Raw genomic sequence first — 21810 nt, forward strand, 5'->3', positions numbered from 1 at the left:
TATCATGCCGATGAAAGCCCGCGAAACGCCGCGCCTCGTCCTTGCCCTGCTCCTTCTGCTATGGAGTGGTGCCGTGACAGCCCGGACCCTCACCGAAGACGAACGTGCCCTGATCGAGGCGACGCAGCGCAACGACATCGGGACCGCGCGCCGCCTGATCGCCGCCGGCACCAGCGTCAATGCCCAGGACGAGAAGCGCGACAGCGCCTTCCTTCTGGCCGGCGCCGAGGGGCGCCTCGAAATCCTGAAGCTCACCCTGCAGGCCGGCGCCGATCTCACGAGCACCAACCGCTATGGCGGGACGGCGCTGATCCCGGCCTGCCATCACGGCCATGTCGAGACGGTGCGCGAACTGCTCAAGACTGCGATCGACGTGAACCATGTGAACCGGCTCGGCTGGACCGCCCTGCTCGAGGTGGCGATCCTGGGCGATGGCGGACCTGCTTATATGGAAATCACGCGCCTGCTGCTCGCGCACGGCGCCGACATCAATCTTCCCGACAACCAGGGCGTCACGCCGCTCGGTCACGCACGACAGCGCGGCCAGCGCGAGATCGCCTCGATCCTGGAGGCCGCCGGCGCGCGCTGAATGAGTGAGTCCCGTACCTACGTTTGTCTTCCCGGCGCCTGGATGGGCGCCTGGTCCTGGAAGTTCGTGCTCGAACGGCTGACGGCGGCGGGCCACGACGCCCGCGCCCTGCCCTTTCGCGGCATCGGCGAGCGTGCGGCGGAACTGTCGCCCGAACTCGACAACGACGTTTTTCTCGCCGAGACGATCGCCACCCTGGAGCAGGAAGACCTGCGCGACATCGTGCTGGTCGGCCACAGTTTCGGCAGCCTGATCGCCACCCTCGTTACCGATCGCATCCCCGACCGGATCGGCCATCTCGTCATCATCGATGGCGGCATCGCAACCGACGGCCAGTCGATCTTCGGCCGCATCCCGCCGGAGATCGTGGCCAAGCGGAAGAAATTGATAAAGGTCGTGAACGACACGGAGGTGCTGCCCTTCGCGCCGGTCGGCAGCCTGATCATCGACGATCCGGAGCTGGCCGCGTGGACGCACCGCCATCTCACGCCACACCCCGTCGCCTGCTACACCAAGCCGATCACGCTGCATCATCCGGCCGGCAACGGCCGCCCGATGACCTACATCGCCTGCACCAAGCCGCGCTATCCGGTGTCGGCCGGCATGCACGAGAAGGTCCAGGCAATGCCGCATGTCCGCTACCGCTCGATCGAAGCGGGTCACAACTGCATCATTTCGGCCCCCGATCTGGTAGCCGCGGAGTTGCTGGCGGTTCCGCGTTAATCATCAAACCCGTCGTCCCGAGCGAAGCCGCCCCTGGGCGGCGCAGTCGAGGGACCTCTTTTCCGGCGCACGATGTGTCGAAACGAAAAGAGGTCCCTCGACTTCGCTGCGCGCCGCTCCAGGGCGGGGGTTACCCCGCCCGCGACGGCGCAGGGCTGTCCGGGGAAAATGACGCGCGACTTCGAATAGGGGAAAATTGTCATCCCGAGCGCAGCGAGGGACCTTTAGAGCCACCGACAAAGGTCCCTCGCTGCGCTCGGGATGACAAAGTGCGTACAAATAGGGCCGGCTGGACCAGACTCGGGGTCCTGAGTCGGACACTCCCTGGATTGTAACGTGTCGTTGCTGCTGCTGGCGATTTGCCGGACCTCTTCAATCTTTCCCCGGACACTCCTGCATCTGAATGGGGAAGCGGATGATCCGCCTTAACCCCGCCCGCCGTTCTTCCACCAGCGGTTCAGGCTCGCGGCGTCGCCGTTGTACATGTTGCGGTCGCAGTGGCCGACGCCCTCGACGTGGCGCGGTTCGCTGCCGAAGGCGAAGTTCTGCGAGGTCTCGTCGGCGACGTACTGCCAGAGCTTCCAGCCGCGGGTCGCCCAGGCCACGGGAAGGCGCGGCGTCTCGCGATAGTCGGCCAGCCAGAGTTCGCAGCGCGCCAGGATCGAGCCCGGCCGGATGCTGGCGCCGAGGCTGATGCGGCGGCGGCCGTAGATCTCGCCGTCGGCCCAGGCGGGATGGGAGTAGAGCATCGGCAGCCGCCCGGTGGCCTTCTGCACGGCCAGCACGAAGGCCTCGGCCTGGTCGAGCCGCATCGTGTTGCGCGGGTTGGCGTCGTTCGGTTCGAGGTCCAGCGCCATCACGGTCTGCGGGCCGGGCTGGCAGGCCGACAGGAACGAGGCTGCCTGCTGTTCGCCGGAAAACTGGCGCGTGCCGAAATGGTAGCCGCCCCAGAAGAGGCCCGCCGCCTCGGCCTGGCGGCGCCGTGCCGTATAGGCCGGGTCGAACCAGTCGCCGCCCTCGCTGACCTTGTGGATGATGCCCAGGATGTTGCTGCGCCGGATCGCGGCGAAACTGGTGACGGTCACGTGGTTGCTGATGTCGATCACTGCATCCAGGCCAGGCCGCGTCTGGCCCGACGTGGAGGCCGCCGTCTGGGTCGGCTGGCCGCCGCAGCCCGCCAGCGCCGGCAGGGCGAGCCCGCCCGCCAGCATGCTTCTCCGTGAGATCATCGAGGGGAGTCCTATTTCGCTTTCTTGAGCACATTGGTGGCGGCGACCGAAACGCCGGCACGGTTCTCGGTATAGAAGAGTTCGAGCGAGCCGTCGTCCAGCAAGGTGCCTTCGATCGCCGAACCGCCCTGCCCGATCATGCGCACGCGCTTCCCGTCCGCCCCGATGACGCCGATGATCGGCTCAGCCTTCGATTCGGAAGAGAGCGTGCCCCAGAACCGTCCCTCGTCCTGGCCGTCGATCCGCACCGTGACCTTCAGTTCGACCAGGCGGTTGCCATCGACGATCGTCGAGGGCGCGGTCACCGGAAAGTGAGCCGGCAGGCCGCTCACGATGCTCCTGTTGGTGCCGGTCCAGGTGCCCGTCATGTCCGGCCCGGCCGGCTGGGCGACCGCGATGCCGGCGGCACAGGCGAGGGAAAGGCCGAGGGGAAGCAGGAGGGAGACACCACGCATGGCTTTTTCCTTCGAGGTTGTCGGGGGCCGCATCATGCCCAAACATCGGCCCGCGTAAAGCCGGGCCATCGTCGCGGCAGTCGACAGGCGGAGCAGCCGCGCGCCATACTGGCCGCAATGGAATACGACTTCATCGTCGTCGGCGCCGGTTCGGCGGGCGCCGTCGTCGCCAACAGGCTGTCGGCCGACCCGCGCCACAAGGTGCTGCTGCTGGAAGCCGGGCCCGCCGGCCATCCCTGGACCCGCATTCCCGTCGGCTATTCGCGGTTGATCACCAACCCGGCCGTCAACTGGCTCTACAGTTCCGAGCCCGAGCCCAGCACCAACGGCCGCCGCATCCCGGTGCCGCGCGGAAAACTGCTCGGCGGCTCGAGCGCCATCAACGGCCTCGCCTTCGTGCGCGGCCAGGCGCAGGACTTCGACACCTGGGCGCAGATGGGCAACCAGGGATGGGCCTACGAGGACGTCCTTCCGTTCTTCAAGCGCATGGAGAGCTACGAGGAGGGTGACGAGCGCTTTCGCGGCCGCTCGGGCCCGCTGAAGGTGACCAATCCCGCGCCGGCCAGTCCGCTCTACGCCACGGTGATCAAGGCGGCCGGCGAAGTCGGGATCCCGCACAACTCCGATTACAACGGGGCCAAGCAGGACGGCATCGCCATGAGCCAGGCCACCATCGCCTCAGGCTGGCGCATGAGCACGGCCCGCTGCTACCTCGATCCGGCGAAGCGGCGGCCCAACCTGCGGATCGAGACCGGCGCGCTGGCCGAATCGCTCCTGCTCGACGGCCAGCGCTGCACCGGCGTGCGCTATTCGGTGGGCGGCGAGCCGCGCGAGGCGCGGGCGGCCCGCGCCGTCGTGGTGAGCGGCGGATCGATCAACTCGCCGCAGCTGCTCGAACTGTCGGGCATCGGCCAGCCGGACCGGCTGCGCGCGCTGGGCATCGAAGTGCGCCACGCGCTGCCCGGCGTCGGCGAAAACCTGCGCGAGCACTATGCGCCGCGCACGCGATGGACCATCGGCACGCGCGGCATCACCTTCAACGATCGCGGCCGCGGGCTCGGCCTGGTGCACCAGGCGCTGCGCTGGGCGCTGAACCGCGACAGTCTCCTGTCCATGGTCGGCGCGCCGCTGCGCGCCTTCGTGCGCTCGCGCGACGGGCTCGAGGCGCCCGACCTGCTGCTGGGCTGGGTGCCGATGTTCACCGAGGCGGGTCCCCGCGGGCCGCGGATCGCCCGGCAGTCGGGCATCTCCTGCTATGCCCATCCGATGCGGCCCGAGAGCAAGGGCACCATCCACATCGTCTCCGCCGATCCGAAGCGGCCGCCGGAGATCCGCTACAACTTCCTGTCGGCCCCGATCGACGGCGAGCTGACCGTGCGCGCCATCCGCATCGCCCGCGCCATCATGACCGCGCCGGCCATGGCGCCGCTGCAGGTGGCCGAGATCGCGCCGGGACCGGGCGGCAACAGCGACGACGAGATCCTCGACTGGGTGCGCCGCGCCGCCGAGACGACCTATCACCCGGTCGGCACCTGCAAGATGGGCTCGGATCCCCTGGCCGTGGTCGATGCGCGGCTGCGCGTCCATGGCATCGAGGGGCTGAGGATCGCCGACGCCTCGATCATGCCGACGCTGACCTCCGGCAACACCAACGCGCCCTCGATCATGATCGGCGAGAAGGCCGCCGACATGGTGCTGCGGGATGCAGCCTAAGGCCTATCCGATTCAAGTTATCCGCACGACCTCATCCAGAGAGGCTGACCGGAAATGAACTGAATCGATTCAAGCACTTGCCTCATCCTGAGGAGCGCCGCCCCGCGGCGCGTCTCGAAGGATGGGCAACAAACGCGGTGCTCGTGCCCATGCTTCGAGACGCGCTCCTGCGAAGCGCTCCTCAGCATGAGGTTGGTGGTGGTGATTCTGTCGTGCTCAGAAAGACTTCACCGCCCGCGGAAGGCGCGGGCGAGCTGGTCGGTGAGCGGCTTCACGAGGAACGACGCCACGGTGCGGGGCGTGGTCTCGATGAAGGCTTCGACCGGCATGCCGGCCAGGAGCTGCAGTCCCTGGAGGCTGGCCAGCCCGCTCTCGGAAACCCGGATGCGCACCGAGTAATAGGGCTCGGTCGCCTTGTCCTCCTGCGTGACGTCGGCGCCGATATGGATCACCTCGCCATTGACTTCGGGTGTCGTCTGCTGGCTGAAGGCCCCAAAGCGCAGGACGGCGTGCTGCCCGACATGGATCTGGTCGATGTCCTGCGGCGCCACCTTGGCGTCGACGATCAGCGTGTCGGAATCCGGCACGATCAGCATCAGCTGTTCGCCGGCCTGGACCACGCCACCGACCGTATGGACGTTCCTCTGGAACACCTTGCCGTTCTGCGGCGATACGAGATCGATGCGCTTCAGCTGATCCTCGGCGGCGATGCGGCGCTCGCTCATCTCCGATCTCTTGGCGCGGATCTCGGCCAGTTCCTTGCCGACCTCGCTGCTGAGATCCTGGTCGATCTGGTGGATCTTGAGTTCCAGTTCGGCGATGCGGCCCCGGCTCTGCGCCAGCGAGGCGACGAGGGCGGAACGCTCGCCTTCCATACGGGCCGAGTCGCGTTCCAGGGTCGTAACCCTGCTGATCGGCACCAGGTTCTGCTTCCAGAGCGTACGGACACCCTCCAGCTCCTGCGCCAACAGCTTCAGCTCTTTGCCCTTGGCAGCTTCCTGCGCCTGAATGCCGTCGATCTGGAGGTGGAGCTGCTTGATCTGTTCCCGGAGCTGGGCCTTCTGGCCGTCGCGCGCTGTGCGGCGCATCTCGAACAGCTTCTGCTCGCCGCTCATCAGGCGCGCGATCTCCGGATCGCCTGCGCGCGAGGTCAGTTCGGGCGGGAACTCGACGTCCTTGTCGTTGTCCCGCTCCGCCTCGAACCGGGCCTGGCGAGCCGCCAGCTCCTCCAGCGCCTTGGTCACGATCCCGAGATTGGCCTTGGCCTGGGTGCCATCGAGCCGGACGACCACGTCGCCCTGCTTCACCCGGTCGCCTTCCTTGACCAGCAGCTCGCCCACGACGCCGCCGGTCGGGTGCTGGATCTTCTTGACGTTGGTGTCGACGACCAGCTTCCCGGACGCGATCACCGCACCGGACAATTGCGTCGTGGCCGCCCATCCCCCAACCCCGAAGACGAGAAGGAGGCTGGCCGCCAGACCGATCATGAGAGGTTTCCGGGTCATGGCCGGGATGGATACGGGCTGGGTCATGGCTCTCGCGCTCGCGCCGCCGGGGCCCGCAACTGAGACGGCGGGCCGGCCGCCGTCGCCGCCGCCACCGGCGTCGCCGCCTTCAGGGTTTCCCGCAGGACGGCATCCTTGGGACCGAAGGCCTGCTGCCGGCCGCCGCGCATCACCAGAAGCTGGTCGACGGCGGCCAGGGCGCTCGGCCGGTGGGCGATCACGATGGCGATGCCGCCACGTGCCCGCACGGACATGATGGCCTTGGTCAGGGCTTCCTCGCCGTCGTGATCGAGGCTCGAATTGGGTTCGTCCAGCACCACCAGGAACGGGTCGCCGTAGAGCGCCCTCGCCAGCCCGACGCGCTGGCGCTGCCCGGCCGACAGCGCGGTGCCGCCCTCGCCCATCTCGGTCTCGTAGCCGTTGGGCAAGCCGAGGATCAGCTCGTGCACGCCGGCGGCCTGCGCCGCCGCGATCACCTTCGCGGCGTCGGGTTCGGGCTCCAGGCGGGCGATGTTCTGCGCGACCGTGCCGGAGAACAGCTCCATGTCCTGCGGCAGGTAGCCGATATGTTCGCCCAGCGCCTCGGACGACCATTGGTCGAGCGTCGCGCCATCGATCCGGACCTTGCCGGTGACGGGCCGCCAGACGCCGACGAGGGTGCGGGCGAGAGACGACTTGCCCGAGGCGCTGGGACCGATGACCCCCATCCCCTGGCCGGCCTTCAGGCCGAAAGCGATGTCACGGGCCACCAGCGTGTTCACGCCCGGAGGTGCCACGCTGACCGCTTCGACCGACAAAGAAGCCTTGGGCTTGGGCAACTGCATCACGTCGCGGTCTTCGGGAATACGGGTCAGCAGGTTGTTGAGGCGGTGCCAGCTCTGGCGGGCCGAGACGAAGACGCGCCACTGGGCGATCACCTGCTCGATCGGCGCCAGCGCCCGGGCCGAGAGGATGGAACCGGCGATGATGATGCCGGCGGTCGCCTGCCCATTGATCACCAGATAGGCGCCGACCGCCAGCACCGCCGATTGCAGCGCCATGCGCAGCGCCCGCGAGAAGCTGCCCATGCCGCCGGTAATGTCGCCCGCACGCTGATGGGCCTCGACATAGCGGCGCCCGTAGTCCGCCCAATGCTGGGCAAACCGCCCGACCATGCCCATGGCATGCAGGACCTCCGAATTGCGGCGGCTGGCTTCGGCGAGGCTGTTGCGGCGGCCGGAGAGCGACGAGACTTCGATCGACGGCTGGCGGACCTTGACCTCGGTCATGAAGGTGATGGCCACCAGGATCAGCGCGCCGACCGTCGCCGTGAGGCCGATCAGCGGGTGGAACAGGTAGCAGATGCCGAGATAGAGCGGCATCCAGGGCAGGTCGAACAGCGCCGCGGGACCGGGTCCGGACATGAAGCCGCGGATCTGGTCGAGGTCGCGCACCGGCTCGAAGCCGTTCATCTGCGGCGCCCGGAGCGGGAGCTTGACCAGCAGGTGATAGATGCGCCGGTCCAGCGTCTCGGCAAAACCGCCGGCGATCCGGATCAGGACCCGGTTGCGGACGATGTCCAGGATGGCCTGAAAGCCATAAAGACCGAGAGCCAGGATGCACAGCGCGATCAGGGTGGGTACGCTGCGGCTCGGCAGCACCCGGTCGTAGACCTGGAGCATGAAGAACGAGCCGGTGAGATAGAGGACGTTCAGAATGGCCGTGAAGACGGCCACGCCCAAATAGGACGAGCGGCAGGACCGGAGCGCCTCCGCCAGTTCGGTCCGTGGCGATCCTGCGGCAGGTTTCGGAGCCCGGGTCATGTTCTTGTCACATCCCTCATGGGCCGCCCCTGTCTCCGGACAGCGGGGCGACGGGCCCACCTAGCATCGGCAAACCGCGGCTGTCTCTCCCTTTCGACCAAAAAGAGCCCTGTTGACGGAGATTTCACGGTCCCCAAACGCTGGGAACGGCCGAGTTTACCGGTTCGGCGGCGGCTCGAGGTTGCAGTGCACCTAAACGTCGACCATCTTCAGGGCGCCGCACATTCCGTGCGATCGCCCCCAAACTTCCAACCCTGCAGACGGAAACGGAAAGCATGCCTTCAGTGCCCCCGGTCGGTGTGGTGATTGCCAACTACAACAACGGCGCCTTCGTGGGACGGGCGATCGAATCGGTCGCCCGCCAATCCTGCCGGAACCTGCGCACGATCGTCGTCGACGACGCCTCGACAGACAATTCGGACGCGGAAATCCGGGCCTGCCTGTCGCGGCTTGACGATTCGAGGTTCCACTATGTCCGCCTCGACGCCAATGTCGGACAGACCGGGGCGATCAAGCGCGGCCTCTCCCAGCTGGACACGCCTTTCGTGGGTTTCCTCGATTCCGACGACAAGTGGTATGAGAATTTCATAGAGAGACATTTGTGCGTTCACATGAACGCCGAGTTTCCCGTCGCCCTCACCTACTGCGATTCGCACATCATCGACGCCGACGACCGTCTGCTGGCAGGCACGGCCTGGTGGTTCGAGCACGCCGCCCCTACCGACAAGGCGTTCGACACCGCCATCGTGCCGAAGATCGACGCGGCGACCGGCGGATTCACCTTCCCCGCGAACGGCCGGCTGACCTTCCATCCGCGCTGGACGCCGCTCAGCGCCACCAACAGCATGGCGAGCATGCTGTTCCGTCGCAGCTTCGTGGACCTCGTGCTCGTCTTGCCGGACAACGATCTCAGGCTCTATCTCGACTACTACCTGTCGACGTTCGCGGGCCTGCTGACCGGCTCCATCGCCATCCACGACGCGCTTTATGGCTACCGCATGCACGGCGCCAACAAGCATTCAAATGCCACGGTCATGGGCGGCACCTACAATTCCTCGACCAAGGACTGGGAGCCGATCAGCAACCACATCCTCCAGCTCGTCCAGCGCGTCCTCGACGAGGAGGCCCCCTCCATTCGCGCCGCGTTCGGGGAGTGGCGTCACGCCCATTCGCAGGCACTGGTGCGACGCGCCCTGGATGCCCGCTCGAACAGCAGCAGGGGCGCGTGGATCCGTTTCGTCGATGCGGTGTCGATGAGAGTGAAGACCCTGCTCGGCAACGGCCGTTCGGCCGCTGCGGGACAACTGCATCGCGAGCGCTGATGGCGGCGCGCTCGGCCGGCCGGATGCCCTGCACCGCCCGTCACGGCTCCCCCTTCAGGCCAAGCGAGGCCAGGTAGCTCCAGCGCACCGTGCCGTTCCTGAAACGGATGCCCTCGAGATACTGCGCGACGGCACGGTCGATCACTTCCGATGAGGGCTTCTCCTTCGCGGCACCGTCGGCAAAGGCCACGATCTCCTTCCAGCCCTCGGGGCGCGGGATCGACACGATGGTCGAGGGCGTGTCGAGGTTCTTGTAGGTCCAGAACGACCAGCCGATCCCGTGGGCCTCGTGCAGGCGGCGGAATTCCTCGTTCCATTCGTCGGTGAGTTCGCCGGTCTCGCCCAGGAACAGCGGCACGTCGTGGAGGTTGGCGAAGTTCAGGTGCCGCTGGATCGAGTCGCGCTGCGTCGAGGCCCAGAACGAATGGTAGGTGTAGGCGAGATTCTTCGCGAAGGGCGGGCCGAGCATGGCGAAGCTCGAACTCCACTGCCCGCCCGCCAGGATCACGATGCGCTGGGGATCGACCTCGCGGATCGCCGCCGTCGCCCGCTTGTAGAACGGCTCCAGCCGCGCGTTCAGCGTCGCCACGTCGTGATAGGGGGCGATCGGCTCGTTCAGGATGTCGTATCCCAGGATCGTGGGGTTGCCGCGATAGCGTTGCGCCACGGCGCGCCACAGCTTGACCGTGAGATCGCGATGGCGCGGCACGTAGAACATCAGCGGGTAGCCCGGCCCGTCGTCGTGGTTGATGCCGGTCTGGCCGCCGGGGGCGGCGTGCAGGTCGGGAATCACGTAAAGGCCGGCCGTGGCGGCCCAGCCGACGACCCGGTCGAGCAGCGACCAGCCCTCGCCGCCGATCTCGCCGTCGGCGGACATGAACAGCCGCCAGTGCAGCGGCACGCGCACCATGTTGAAGCCGACCGACTTGATGAAGCGGATGTCGTCCTCGGTCACGTAGGTGTCACGATACTGCCGCCAGAACTGGGCCGCGCGCTCCGGTCCCAGCAGGCGATCGAAGGCGCCGTAGATCTGGCGCGGCGACTTGGCGACCTGGAACTTGAACATGTAGCCCTCGGGCATCAGCCAGTTGCCGAGGCTGATGCCCTTGAGGTGCAGGATGCGGCCGTCGGGTTCGACGAAGTTCCTGCCCTCGATTCGTACCAATGCCTCGGCATGAGCGGGCGACGCGAGACCGAGCATCATCAAAAAAGCGACGAGGAGGCGCATGACGGAACTGTAGCAGGACACTAAGGTTCGTCCCGAAATGATTCTCGCTTCTCTCCTGCTGCCGATGGCGGTCGCCGCCATCGTCTTCCTGGTCCAGCGCGTCCGCCTGCCCGTCTTCCTCGCGATCATGGGAACGGTCGTGGTCTATGGCATCGCCGCCGACATGACCTTCCAGTCGGTCGGCAAGGCGTTCGGGCTGGGCTTTACCGCGGCGATGGAGCAGACGGGCCTGCTGGTCGTCGCGGGCGCGCTGATCGGCGGCCTGGTGCTGCGCACGCCGCTCGGCACCGGCACCTCGGCCGCAGCGGGCGTGGTGGCGGGACTGGGCGCCTCGGCTTCGGGCGGGCTGGCGCTCCTGCAGCCGGCCGGGCAGGACGCCCCGCGGCGCGCGCTGGGTCTGGCGCTCACCCTGCTCGCGGTCGCAGCCCTGATGGCGCCGTCGCCACTGGCGGTCGCGGCTGCTTCGGTCATGAAGGCCGACATCCGCACGGAGTTCATGATCGCCTTGCCGGTCGCGGCGGTCGCCGTGGGGCTGGGCTGGTGGCACGTGGCGCGACAGGTCCCCTCGCAGCCGGCCGAAGGGCGGCTCTCCTGGGCCTGGCTGTGCGTCGGCATTCCGCTCGTCCTGCTGGTCCTGCAGTCGGTGGCGCAGATGCCCAGCGAACCCCTCGGCAGGGGCGGCTCGCGCGAATTCTACGTCGGCATCTCCAAGCCGCTGATGCTGACGGCCATCGCCGTCACCCTGGCGATCGTGCTCGCCCGCCGCTGGGAGCCCTCGGTCCTGGCCGGCCGCTCCTGGGCGCCGCTGCTGCTGGCGGTGGGCGCGTCGGGCGGCCTGGCGCGCGTCTTCGACGAAACCGGCATGTCGGAGCTTCTGGCCGAGTATGTGCTGCATCCGCGTTACGGCGTGCTGACGCCCTTCCTGGCGGCCGCCATCGTGAAGACGATGCAGGGCAATTCGCTCACCGCCGTGCTCACCGCCTCGGGCATGGTCGAGCCCATGCTGCCGGCGCTCGGCCTCGACAGCGCCTCGGGCCGGGCCATCGCGGCAGCGGCCGTCGGCGCGGGCTCGATGGCGATCTGCCACGTCAACGATCCGTTCTTCTGGATCGCTGCCCATATGGGCCGGCTGTCGCCCGGCCGCGCGCTCACCGTGATCTCGCTCGGCAGCGCCGTCATGGCAATCGGCGCCCTGGTGGTGATCGCGGCGATCCGGCAGTTCATTTAGAGCGACGGAGATATCCAAAAAAGAAACCGTCGTCCTGAGCGGAGCGCCATAGGCGCGCAGTCGAAGGACCTCTTTTCGTCTCTGCACATCGTGCGTCGGAAAAGAGGTCCTTCGACTGCGTTCGCTTCGCTCACTTCGCTCAGGACGACGGGCATCTTTTCAACCTCATCCCGTTCCCATCTGCACCACCCCCTCCTCGCGGGCCTTGATCTGTAGCGCGAGGTAGCGGGAGTAGATGCGGCACTGGGCCAGGCTGCCGGCGATGAACCACAGGCCGGGCTGCGGCGTCGGCTTGAACATGTTGGCGAGTTCGCCGCCGGCATCGAAGCCCCAGACCGGGCCGATCCGGTCGGCCACGGCATCGCCCAGGAAAGCGCGCACCGTCTCCTGCTGGTTCTCGTAACCGGTGGCGACCACCACCAGCTCGGCCTCGCGCAACGTCCCGTCCTTCAGGCGCACGCCGCCGGTCTCGAACCGCTCGATGTCGTCGTACTGCAGCAGCCTGATCCGCCCGTCGACGATCATGTCGGAGCAGCCGACGTTGAAGTAGTAACCGCCGCCGCGGCGCAGATACATCATCTGGAAGCCGGTATCGTCCTCGCCATAGGTGAGGCGGAAGCCGCGCTTCTCCAGGCCCGCCAGGAGATCGCGGTCGACCTGGCGCATCTCGGCGGTCGAGAGCTGGTAGGCGCGCTGCAGGACCGGATAGGGCGAGGCGGCGGCCAGCAGGTCGCAATCCTCGAACGGCAGGCCCTCGGTGTAGATCGCATAGACCTTCTGGGCCTCGCGGATCGACACGACATAGGTCGGGCTGCGCTGCACCATCGTCACCTCGGCGCCGCTGGCGCAGAGATCCTGCGCCACGTCGTGACCGCTGTTGCCGGTGCCGACCACGATCGCTTTGCGCCCCTTCCACTCCATGCCGTTCGTATAGGCGCCGGAATGCATCACCGTACCGGCGAACGTGTCGAGGCCCGGCAGCGACGGTTCGATCGGAATGGCGCTCACGCCGGTGGCGAAGACGACATGGCGCGGATGGAGCACGCGCTCGGTCCCGTCGCCGCGCTTCAAGGTCACCGTCCAGCGCTGCGTGGCCTCGTCGTAGCTGCCCGCCGTGAGCTGCGTATCGGCCCAGTAGTTGAGGTCGAGAGTCTCGACATAGGACTCGAACCAGTTCGCCAGCTTGTCCTTGGGAATGAACACCGGGAAGGTCGAGGGGAACGGCATCAACGGCAGGTGATTGACGTGCACCTCGTTGTGCAGGGTGAGCGAGTGGTAGCGCCGCCGCCAGTTGTCGCCGATCCTCTGATGCCGATCGACGATCAGCGTATCGACGCCCAGCGCCCGCAGGCGGGCGGCGGTGGCGAGACCCGCCTGGCCGCCACCGACCACGAGTACGGCGGGATCGCGATCCTCGTAGGCCTGCGCCTTGACCCGCTGGTCGAGCCAGTTGGCGCCGCCGAAGTCGCGGCTGTAGCGCTCGGCGTCGCTCAGCTCGCGCGGCCTCCCGTCGGGCCAGCCGTGCAGCTCCTCCAGCGTGGTGAGCAGCGACCAGGCCCGCCACGCGCCGTCGGCCTCGACGAGGCGCACGACGGCGTTGGCATGACCAAAGGCGGTCTCGAACCCGAAGATCGCCTCGATGCACTCGATGCCGGCCCGCTTCGCGCGACGCGGCGGCGTGCGCCCGCCGGGGATCTCCACATCCTTCGCGGCGGTGCGCGCCAGCACCGGCCCCAGCGCCGCCTCGATCGCCGCCCGTCCCGAATGGGTGACGACGTCCCAGGTGAAGGCCAGCACGTCGCGCCAATGCCCGTCGGGCATGAACGTCGCCGCAACGGCAGCGGCATCCTGCGCCTGGAGCGCTGTTCCGAACGAATCGAGCCAGCGCGCGGCGATCTCTCCGGCCTCGTCCGGGACTTCGGCAAACTGTACGGACATCAATACTACTCCTGAAGAGAATCAGTCGAGCTTCACGCCCGAGGCCTTGACCGCGGGCTCCCAGAGCTTGCGGTCCTCGGCCAGGAACAGGTCGAAGCCGGCACGGCCGGGCGGCGGCATGTCGAGGCCGAGATCGCTGTTCCAGCGCTTCTGGATCTCGGGCGACTTCAGCGCCTCGGCGATCGCGGTCTCGAGCCGGGCGAGGATCGGTTCGGGCGTGCCGGCCGGCGCGCCGATCCCGTACCACGAGGTGGCGACATAACCCGGCACGGTCTCGGCGATGGCCGGAATATCCGGCGCCGCCTTGGAGCGCTGCGCCGAGGTGACGCCCAGCCCCCTGAGCTTCCCGGCGCGGACCTGCGGCAGCATCGAGGGCATGTTGGCGAACATCATGTTCACGATGCCGGCCATCAGGTCGGAATAGACCGGGCCGGCGCCCTTGTAGGGCACATGGATGATGTCGACGCCGGCCAATTTCTTGAACAGCTCGCCGCTCAGGTGCAGCGACGTGCCGGGGCCCGACGAGGCGAAGGAGTATTTGCCCGGCTCCTTCTTGCAGAGCGCGATCAGCTCGGCGACGTTGTTGGCCGGCAGCGACGGCGTCACCCCCAGCAGGTTGGCGAGGAGCGCGACGCGCGAGACCGCCACGATGTCCTTGTCCGGATTGTAGGGCAGCCTCGAGTAGAGCATCGGGTTCAGCGTATGGCTGGCCACCGAGATCAGGCCGATCGTGTAGCCGTCGGGGGCCGCCCGCGCGAGTTCGACCGTGCCGATGTTGCCGCCCGCCCCGCCCTTGTTCTCGACCACGAAAGTCTGGCCCAGTGCCTTCGAAAGCTGGTCGCACATCAGCCGGCTCACCGTGTCGGTGCCGCCGCCCGCCGCGAAGGGACAGATGAACTTCACGGTCTTCTTGGGCCAGGCCTCCTGGCCCAGCGCGACGCCGGGAACGATCGACGGCGCGGCAAGAGCCGCGACGAGCAGGCTGCGTCTTTTCATGGCATTTCCCCCGAACTTCCAGTTTTTGCTTTTGAGACATCCGAGCGTAACGTGCTTGGGTAATCTGTCCAGATGACAGAACCGAAAAGCGTACAGGCCTACATCGACCAGACACCGTCCTGGCCCGATGGCACCCCGACCCCCAGCGTCCCGATGACCCAGATGCAATGGCGCATCTGGACGCTCGCGACCGCCGGCAAGTTCTTCGAAGGCCTGGTCGTGTTCATGACCGGCGTCGCCCTGCCGCTGATCGTCGAGGAGTTCGGCCTCTCGCCCACGGGCAAGGGCATCGTGAGCGCCGCCACCCTGGCGGGCATCATGGTCGGCGCCGTGGCGATGGGCGGCCTTGCCGACGTCTACGGCCGGCGCCGCATGTTCGTGATCGAGATGCTGGTCTTCGTCATCTTCCTGGCCGGCCTGACCATCGCACCGAATTTCGGCTGGCTGGTCGTGTTCCTGTTCGGCGTCGGCGTGGCGCTGGGCTGCGACTATCCCACCGCGCACCTCGTGATCTCCGAGAGCATTCCCAGTCGCGATCGCGGCAAGCTGGTGCTGGCCGCCTTCGCCTTCCAGGCGATCGGCGCGCTCGCCGGCACGGCGCTGGGCTTCGTGATCCTGACCTTCGATCCCTCGCTCGACGCCTGGCGCTGGATGTACGCCACGGCGATCGTGCCGGCGGCGTTCGTCGTGGTCGCCCGCCTGTTCGTGAGCGACAGCGGCCAGTGGCTGGTGAGCCGCGGCCGCCGCGCCGAGGCCGAGCGCGAGTTGCGACGGCTGCTGAAGCGCAAGCCGCAATATCCCAAGCAGGTGCGCCTGGCCGTGAGCGACGACCCCGCCCATCACAGCCACCACCGGCACGGACGCTGGGCCGACCTCTTCAACAAGAAGAACCGGCGCGCCACGATCCTGGCCTCCGTGCCGTGGTTCCTGCAGGACCTCGGGACCTACGGCATCGGCATCTTCACGCCGACGATCCTCGTCCATACGATCGGTCACGAGGTCACGAACGCCCATAACGTGTCGGCCGTCATCGCCCGCGACCTCGAGGGTGCGAAAGGCGCGGCGCTGGTGGATACGCTGCTCATCGTGGGCATTCTCGCCGCGGTGCTGATGTCCGACAGGGTCGGCCGGATCCGGCTCCAGGTGCTGGGCTTCCTGGGCTGCGCCGTCGGGCTCGCGATGGCGGCGCTGCAGTCCCATGTCGAGGAGCCGGCGCGCACGATGCTGCTGTTCGGCGGCTTCATGCTGTTCAATTTCATGACCAACCTCGGGCCCAATTCGCAGACCTACCTGCTGGCCGGCGAGGTCTTCCCGACCCACATCCGCGGCAAGGGCGCAGGCTTCGCCGCCGCCTTCGCCAAGATCGGCGCGGTGCTGACGGCCTTCATCTTCCCGGTGATCCTGGCCGATACCGGCACCGACGTCCTGCTGACCGGCCTCGTCTTCACCTCCCTCCTGGGGGCGCTGATCACCTGGTGGTTCCGCATCGAGACGGCAGGCGTCAATTTGGAGGAGATCGGGCGCTGAAACCTGCAGGCCGCGCTTCGCATGACGCGGCCGCGCGGGTACCTTCGGTGAAATGGACTCGCCGATCCGGGAGCTGTTGCGCTCGCCCGACTTTCTGAGATTGTGGCTGGTGGGCGCTTTCGCCAACGCGATGCGCTGGCTGGAGCTGCTGGCGTCGGGCCTGTTCGCCTGGGAGGTCACCCATTCCGCCTTCGCCGTCACGGTCGTGGTGGCCCTGCGGCAGATCCCGCAGCTCCTGTTCGGCGCCTTCGCCGGCGCCCTCTCCGAGGCGCTGAACCGCAAGCTGATCTTCATGCTGGCGCTGGTGATACCGGCGGCGATCTCGACCCTGCTCGCCACGCTGGCCTTCACCGGCCATCTCGAAGTCTGGCATGTGGCGCTGGGCAACCTCGTCTCCGGGACCATGTGGTCGACCGAGATGTCGACGCGTCGGCGCATGGTCGGCGAGGTCGCGGGGCCGCACCGCATCGTGAACGCCATCGCCCTCGACAGCGTCACCTCGGCAGCCACGCGCGCGGTGGGACCGCTGCTGGGCGGCGTGGCCTTCGAGTGGCTTGGCATGAAGGGCGCCTACACCGTCACCGCCCTCGTGCAGTTCGCCGGCGCCTTCGCCATCGCGGGCCTCGCCCACGCCCAAGTGACGCGGCGGCTCGACCTGCTGCGCATCCCGCACGAGATCGCCGACGGGCTGCGCTTCGCCTGGACGCGCCCCACCATCCTGCTGGTGTTCGGCGTCACCATCGTCACCAACGCCTTCGCCTTCGCCTATTCGGGCCTCGTGGCACCTCTCGGCCAAGGCGAGTTCAATGTCTCGCCGGCGCTGGTCGGGCTGCTGGCGGCCGGCGAGCCGCTGGGGGCGCTGCTGGGCGGCGCGCTGATCGCGGCCGGCATCGTGCGCATGGATCGGCGCCTCGCCTTCGCCGGCGGCGCCGCGCTCTTCATGGTCGCGCTCATCCTGATGGCGCTGTCGCCGTTCTACTGGCTCGCCTTCGCCCTGCTCGTGATCGGCGGCTTCGGCACGGCGGGCTTCGGCAACATGCAATCGACCCTGATGCTGACCGAGGCTCCGCCCGAGATGCGGTCGAGGCTGATGGGCGTCGTCACCGTCTGCATCGGCACGGGTCCGCTCGGCCAGCTAGCCGCCGGCGCGCTTTCCGATGGGCTCGGCACCCGCGGCGCGGTGATCGCGATCGCGGCGGTGGGATTGGTGCTGACCGGCCTAATGATGATGGCGCTGAGGACAAGGCCTCACGCGCCACCACCTACTTGAGGGGTCCTGGTTTAGTATCTTCGTTTAAGTTCGAAGTGCTTTTGAATGTCTTGATAATCCAAGGGGACAGATCGCGTTCCCGATCTTATGTAGAGTTCCACCCCGCCGCCCGATTTCTTCAAAAATGTCAAATCTACCCGAGGAGCAATCTCTATCTTGACGAAGTTATTTCCCTGTTCCTGATGGCAACTCGTCTTAAAGTAGGCGTTTACTGATCGCCCATCAACAATCTGACTTTCCACCTGTGATCGTAGATACAAATCCCAGCCGTCGTAATCCTGTAGTGTCGGATTCGCCAATTGGAAGTCTTCTCGCAATCCACACAGCGTGGAATTGTTCTCAAGGCACGGCGATTTTTCTGAGTATTGTGAAGGGTCTTCTTTGGCCTGGAGTATCAGCCGAAATTCGCCGAAATCGGCACTGCCAGCTACCGACGTCGTTCGCAACGATTGAAGTGGGAAGCGCCGAGGAGAAACTGCAGAATACTTAGCAAATCGGCAGGGCCCCGTCAGAGGAGTGGGATGACAATCTAGATTGTCGCCCTGAGCCGCCAGCGACTACTCCTCACTTCAACAACTTCAGACACTCCCCTGCCGCTTCGGCGGCGGTGCGGGCGGTGTCCCGGGACATCGAACCGGCCATCACCATTGGACGGGCGACACCGGTCAGCGCATCCTTGATGTCGGTCTTGGGCGTCATCGTTGGCGCCACCTTGCCGTAAAAGAGCTGGCCGTCCTGGGAGAGCTGGGCTGAACACGCGGCAGCGGCGACCTGGTCAGCGGCCTGGGCGAGGGCGGGCAGCAGCAGCAGGCCGAACAGGGGCAGAAGGATGCGGCGCATGATGGATCTCCCTCGAGAGCTTGAAGCGGCCGGGAACGGTGCGTCGCCGGTGGGCCGCGGCATAGGCGCCGGGGGTGTGCCCATTGCGGCGAACGGACCGACGCCGTGCAACGCCGGGAGGCCGGGCGCGTTCACCCTGCGCCGATGTGCTGCGCGTCCGCGGGACGGCCAGGGGATCTCACCATGACCATGTCGGCCGAAAGCATTCTCGTCATTCTCGTCGTGGGCATCGTGGCCGGCTGGCTGGCCGGCAAGGTCTTGCGCGGCACCGGGTTCGGGCTGGTCGGCGACCTCCTGGTCGGCATCGCCGGCGCCCTGTTCGCGGGCCTGCTGTTTCCCCGTCTGGGGCTCAACCTGGGCGGCGGGATCCTCGCCCAGATCCTGTTCGCGGCGCTGGGTGCGATCGTCCTGCTGCTGATCGTCGGGCTGGTGCGCGGGCGGCGGGCTTAGCCCGCTTCCCCTGCGCCCCTCGGGCGTCAGGGCGCTATCACATGTGACTCAAAGGTCCCTCACTGCGTTCGGGATGACAGCGTTTTCTGAATCGGCGCACTGCACAAATTCCAACAAAATTGTCATCCCGAACGAAGTGAGGGACCTTTCGCTTTCTTGAAAAGTGAACTGCAACGGCGCTTCGGGTCACATGCGATAGCCCTCAGGCGTCAGGGAGCGGGCGTCAGGCGAGCTTCTCGACCGAAATCTCGTGGACGGCCCGGCCGTCGCGCTCGAAGGCCGTGATGTTGGCGATCGTGGTGGCGGCAATGCCCTGCAGGGCGTCGGCGGTGAAGAAGGCCTGGTGCCCGGTGACGAGGACGTTGGGGAAGGACAGGAGCCGGGCAAAGACGTCGTCCTGGATCACCTTGTCGGACAGGTCCTCGAAGAACAGGTCGGCCTCTTCCTCGTAGACGTCGAGACCGAGATGGCCCAGCCGCCCGTCCTTCAGCGCCGCGATCACGGCCGGCGTGTCGATCACCGCGCCGCGGCTGGTGTTGATCAGCATCGCGCCCGGGCGCAGGCGGGCGAGCGCCGCCGCGTCGATCAGGTGATGGGTTGCGGGCGTCAGGGGGCAATGGAGCGAGACGATGTCGGAGGCCGCCAGCAGCTCGGGCAGCTCGACATAGCGCACCCCCGCCGCGATGCAGGCCGCGTCGGGGGCTGGATCGACGGTGAGGATCGTGCAGCCGAAGCCCGCCAGGATGCGGGCGAAGGTGGCGCCGATGTGCCCGGTGCCGACGACGCCCACGGTGCGGCCCTTCATGTCGAAGCCCAGCAGCCCTTCCAGCGCGAAGTTGCCCTCGCGGACGCGGGCATAGGCGCGATGGATGTTGCGGTTCAGCGCCAGCACGAGGGCGACGGCATGCTCGGCGACTGCATGCGGTGAGTATTCGGGCACGCGGGCGACGGTGATGCCGAGCTTCCGCGCGGCCGCGAGGTCGACGTTGTTGAAGCCCGTGCAGCGCAGCGCCACGAGGCGGACGCCCCCTCCGGCGAGCGCCTCGAGCACCTCCGCGGGCAGCGCATCGTTCACGAAGGCGCAAACCGCCGTCGCGCCCCGGACGAGGGTGGCGGTCTCGATCGTCAGGCGCGGTTCGAGATAGGCCAGCTCATGGCGGGCGGACGCGTTGGCGGCGTCCAGGAAATGCCGGTCGTAAGGCTTGGTGCTGAAAACCGCGACGCGCATGCGGGCGCCCGGGGTGCCGGTCCCGCCTCTCCTAGCCTTTCTGGCCGTGGCCGGTCGGGCGCTTGTCCTTTTTCACGGACTTCGGGCCGCCGCGCACGGCGTCCTTGGCGATCTGCCTGGTCGAGACACGGAGGGCCGCCTGGTGCTGACGGTCGTTGGGGGTGCGCTGGGGAGTCTTTGACATCACCGCTCAACGCCCGCCCGGTCTGGAAGTTGCCTGGAGTGCGCGCTGGCAGGATGGCGCGAAACGCGTCACACTCGCAGCGGCCTCGCGTGATCTCGCGGTGGCGGCCCAGGAGCGATAGAGACGGTGCAGGACAGCGAGCGGAAGCCCCCCACGATGCTGAGCGCGACGGCGCTTTCCAAGCCGCCCCGCATGGACGGCAGGCGGCTGCGCAGCGAACGCACCAGGCAACTCATCATCGAGGCCTATCTGGCGCTGCTGCGCGAGAGTCCGGAGATCCCGACGGCGGCCGAGATCGCCAAGCGGGCCGGCTATTCCGTGCGCTCGATCTTCGAGCGGTTCGACGACCTGCTGGCCCTGAGTTTCGCCGTCGCGGACTATGCCCTGGCGGCGGGGCTGGCGCAGGCGGCGGTCCGCGATCTCGACGGCGATCGCGCGGCGCGTATCCGTTCCCAGGTCGAGACGCGGGCCGGCATCTGCGAGCAGTGGCTGCCGCTGTGGCGAGTGCTGTTGCACAACCAGCGGGAATCGCCCCTGCTGACGCTGCGCATCGACCGCATGCGCGACGCGGTGTGGGCGCGGCTGATGCTGATGTACCGGCCCGAGCTCTCGACCCTGGCGGAGACCGACCGGACGGCCCTGCTGATCACGCTGGAGGCGCTGACCGATTTCGAGAGCTGGGGCCGGATGCGCGAGCGTCACGGACTCAGCATCGAGGCGGCGCGCGACGTGTGGGTCCGCGCCATCGACCGGCTGTTGCCGCAGACGCCCTGAGCCGCACACTTCCTGTTAGGCTATGAACGTCGATGGCCCTCGGGGCCGGTTGTCGTCATCGGGGATCAGGGAATGCTCACGCTCTATCATGGCTGGAAATCGTCGGCGTCGCGGCGGGTGCGGTTGTGCCTGGCCGAGAAGGGCCTCCCCTTCGAGAGCAAGGTGATCGACCTCACGAAGATGGAGCATCACGCGCCCGCCTTCCTGAAGCTCAACCCCAACGGCGTCATTCCGCTGCTGATCCTCGAGGACGGGCGCTCGCTCTACGAGAGTGGCACGATCTGCGAATATATCGACGAGACCTGGCCCGAGCCGCCGCTGCGACCGGCGGACGCCTACGGACGGGCCGTGATGCGCAACTGGATCCGCCATGTCGACGGGCTGATCGGCAACCTGATCATCTTCAACTGGGCGCACTCCATGGCCAAGGTCGCCACGCAATGGTCCGATGCTGAACTCGCCGAAAAGCTGGCCAACGTCCCCAGCAAGGAACGGCGCGAGGCGTGGCTGCGCACCGCGCGCAAGCCCTATACCGAGGAGGAGCGCCAGGAGGCGCGCACCAAGCTGAAGGTCGGGCTGGTCGACCGCATGGAAGAGACGCTGCGCCACAGCCGGTGGCTGGCCGGCGACAGCTATTCGCTGGCCGACATCGGCGCGGTGCCCTTCATCAAGCGGATCGACGAGGAGATCGCACCGGAGGAGATCACACCGGCCAGGCATCCCAGGGTCGCCGCCTGGTGGACGGCGATCCAGTCGCGGCCGGCCTTCGCCACCGCCAAGATAGGGCCCTTCACGGGATGAGGGAGCCT

At 67.4% G+C, this 21810-nt stretch carries 20 protein-coding genes; 10 read left to right on the forward strand and 10 right to left on the reverse strand.

Features of this window, described 5'->3' with window-relative positions; all coding sequences use genetic code 11:
- The first annotated feature begins 73 nt into the window (after window positions 1-73).
- The gene (locus Q7V45_RS01815) at window positions 74-589 is read left to right on the forward strand and encodes an ankyrin repeat domain-containing protein (RefSeq protein ID WP_370692538.1); all 516 of its coding nucleotides are present in this window, start codon (window positions 74-76) and stop codon (window positions 587-589) included.
- A complete protein-coding gene (locus Q7V45_RS01820; RefSeq protein ID WP_304845994.1) occupies window positions 590-1312 on the forward strand; it encodes an alpha/beta fold hydrolase in 723 nt (240 codons plus the stop codon).
- A gap of 425 nt (window positions 1313-1737) precedes the next feature.
- On the opposite strand, the gene Q7V45_RS01825 is transcribed toward Q7V45_RS01820, so the two are convergent.
- The gene (locus Q7V45_RS01825) at window positions 1738-2541 is read right to left on the reverse strand and encodes a glycoside hydrolase family 25 protein (protein ID WP_304845998.1); all 804 of its coding nucleotides are present in this window, start codon (window positions 2539-2541) and stop codon (window positions 1738-1740) included.
- An 11-nt stretch (window positions 2542-2552) separates the two neighbouring features.
- The gene (locus Q7V45_RS01830) at window positions 2553-2996 is read right to left on the reverse strand and encodes a hypothetical protein (protein WP_304846001.1); all 444 of its coding nucleotides are present in this window, start codon (window positions 2994-2996) and stop codon (window positions 2553-2555) included.
- A gap of 117 nt (window positions 2997-3113) precedes the next feature.
- Between Q7V45_RS01830 and Q7V45_RS01835 the strand changes: the two genes are divergently transcribed.
- Window positions 3114-4709 (forward strand): GMC family oxidoreductase, encoded by a 1596-nt coding sequence (locus Q7V45_RS01835; protein ID WP_304846004.1) that lies wholly within the window; start codon window positions 3114-3116, stop codon window positions 4707-4709.
- 227 nt (window positions 4710-4936) lie between these two features.
- Here the strand turns inward: Q7V45_RS01835 and Q7V45_RS01840 are convergent, their stop codons facing one another.
- Window positions 4937-6241, reverse strand: a complete 1305-nt coding sequence (locus Q7V45_RS01840; protein ID WP_370692539.1) for an HlyD family type I secretion periplasmic adaptor subunit — start codon at window positions 6239-6241, stop codon at window positions 4937-4939.
- Complete coding sequence (locus tag Q7V45_RS01845; protein ID WP_304846010.1) at window positions 6238-8016, reverse strand: type I secretion system permease/ATPase; 1779 nt, start codon at window positions 8014-8016, stop codon at window positions 6238-6240. The genes Q7V45_RS01840 and Q7V45_RS01845 overlap by 4 nt, the downstream gene beginning before the upstream one ends.
- 275 nt (window positions 8017-8291) lie before the next feature.
- Between Q7V45_RS01845 and Q7V45_RS01850 the strand changes: the two genes are divergently transcribed.
- Window positions 8292-9338, forward strand: coding sequence for a glycosyltransferase (locus tag Q7V45_RS01850; protein WP_304846013.1), 1047 nt, complete (start codon window positions 8292-8294; stop codon window positions 9336-9338).
- Between the two features lie 40 nt (window positions 9339-9378).
- On the opposite strand, the gene Q7V45_RS01855 is transcribed toward Q7V45_RS01850, so the two are convergent.
- On the reverse strand, window positions 9379-10566 hold the full coding sequence (locus Q7V45_RS01855) for a glycoside hydrolase family 5 protein (protein ID WP_304846016.1): 1188 nt from the start codon (window positions 10564-10566) through the stop codon (window positions 9379-9381).
- Window positions 10567-10603: 37 nt separating this feature from the next.
- Between Q7V45_RS01855 and Q7V45_RS01860 the strand changes: the two genes are divergently transcribed.
- Window positions 10604-11794, forward strand: coding sequence for a hypothetical protein (locus tag Q7V45_RS01860; protein ID WP_304846019.1), 1191 nt, complete (start codon window positions 10604-10606; stop codon window positions 11792-11794).
- Window positions 11795-11959: 165 nt separating this feature from the next.
- Here Q7V45_RS01860 and Q7V45_RS01865 read toward each other — a convergent pair whose 3' ends face one another.
- Together Q7V45_RS01865 and Q7V45_RS01870 are read right to left on the reverse strand one after the other, a co-directional pair.
- Window positions 11960-13732 carry an NAD(P)/FAD-dependent oxidoreductase gene (locus Q7V45_RS01865; RefSeq protein WP_304846022.1) on the reverse strand — a complete coding sequence of 591 codons (1773 nt, stop codon included), beginning with the start codon at window positions 13730-13732 and terminating at the stop codon, window positions 11960-11962.
- Between the two features lie 21 nt (window positions 13733-13753).
- The gene (locus Q7V45_RS01870) at window positions 13754-14728 is read right to left on the reverse strand and encodes a tripartite tricarboxylate transporter substrate binding protein (protein WP_304846025.1); all 975 of its coding nucleotides are present in this window, start codon (window positions 14726-14728) and stop codon (window positions 13754-13756) included.
- 72 nt (window positions 14729-14800) lie between these two features.
- On the opposite strand from Q7V45_RS01870, the gene Q7V45_RS01875 reads away from it, so the two are divergent.
- Together Q7V45_RS01875 and Q7V45_RS01880 are read left to right on the forward strand one after the other, a co-directional pair.
- Window positions 14801-16255, forward strand: coding sequence for an MFS transporter (locus Q7V45_RS01875; RefSeq protein ID WP_304846030.1), 1455 nt, complete (start codon window positions 14801-14803; stop codon window positions 16253-16255).
- A gap of 52 nt (window positions 16256-16307) precedes the next feature.
- Complete coding sequence (locus tag Q7V45_RS01880; protein ID WP_304846033.1) at window positions 16308-17525, forward strand: MFS transporter; 1218 nt, start codon at window positions 16308-16310, stop codon at window positions 17523-17525.
- 564 nt (window positions 17526-18089) lie between these two features.
- Here Q7V45_RS01880 and Q7V45_RS01885 read toward each other — a convergent pair.
- A complete protein-coding gene (locus tag Q7V45_RS01885) occupies window positions 18090-18365 on the reverse strand; it encodes a hypothetical protein (RefSeq protein WP_304846036.1) in 276 nt (91 codons plus the stop codon).
- 183 nt (window positions 18366-18548) lie between these two features.
- On the opposite strand from Q7V45_RS01885, the gene Q7V45_RS01890 reads away from it, so the two are divergent.
- Window positions 18549-18815 (forward strand): GlsB/YeaQ/YmgE family stress response membrane protein, encoded by a 267-nt coding sequence (locus Q7V45_RS01890; protein ID WP_304846039.1) that lies wholly within the window; start codon window positions 18549-18551, stop codon window positions 18813-18815.
- A 223-nt stretch (window positions 18816-19038) separates the two neighbouring features.
- Here Q7V45_RS01890 and Q7V45_RS01895 read toward each other — a convergent pair whose 3' ends face one another.
- Both Q7V45_RS01895 and Q7V45_RS01900 read right to left on the reverse strand, forming a co-directional pair.
- A complete protein-coding gene (locus tag Q7V45_RS01895; protein ID WP_304846042.1) occupies window positions 19039-20043 on the reverse strand; it encodes a 2-hydroxyacid dehydrogenase in 1005 nt (334 codons plus the stop codon).
- Window positions 20044-20074: 31 nt separating this feature from the next.
- Window positions 20075-20227: a hypothetical protein gene (locus Q7V45_RS01900; RefSeq protein WP_304846045.1), complete on the reverse strand. Its 153-nt coding sequence runs from the start codon at window positions 20225-20227 to the stop codon at window positions 20075-20077.
- A 156-nt stretch (window positions 20228-20383) separates the two neighbouring features.
- Between Q7V45_RS01900 and Q7V45_RS01905 the strand changes: the two genes are divergently transcribed.
- Complete coding sequence (locus Q7V45_RS01905) at window positions 20384-21001, forward strand: TetR/AcrR family transcriptional regulator (protein ID WP_304846048.1); 618 nt, start codon at window positions 20384-20386, stop codon at window positions 20999-21001.
- 72 nt (window positions 21002-21073) lie between these two features.
- Entirely contained in the window at window positions 21074-21802 is a 729-nt protein-coding gene (locus Q7V45_RS01910) for a glutathione S-transferase family protein (RefSeq protein ID WP_304846051.1), read from the forward strand.
- Window positions 21803-21810: the final 8 nt, after the last annotated feature.

The organism is Reyranella sp., from assembly GCF_030651995.1.
Taxonomy (GTDB): domain Bacteria; phylum Pseudomonadota; class Alphaproteobacteria; order Reyranellales; family Reyranellaceae; genus Reyranella.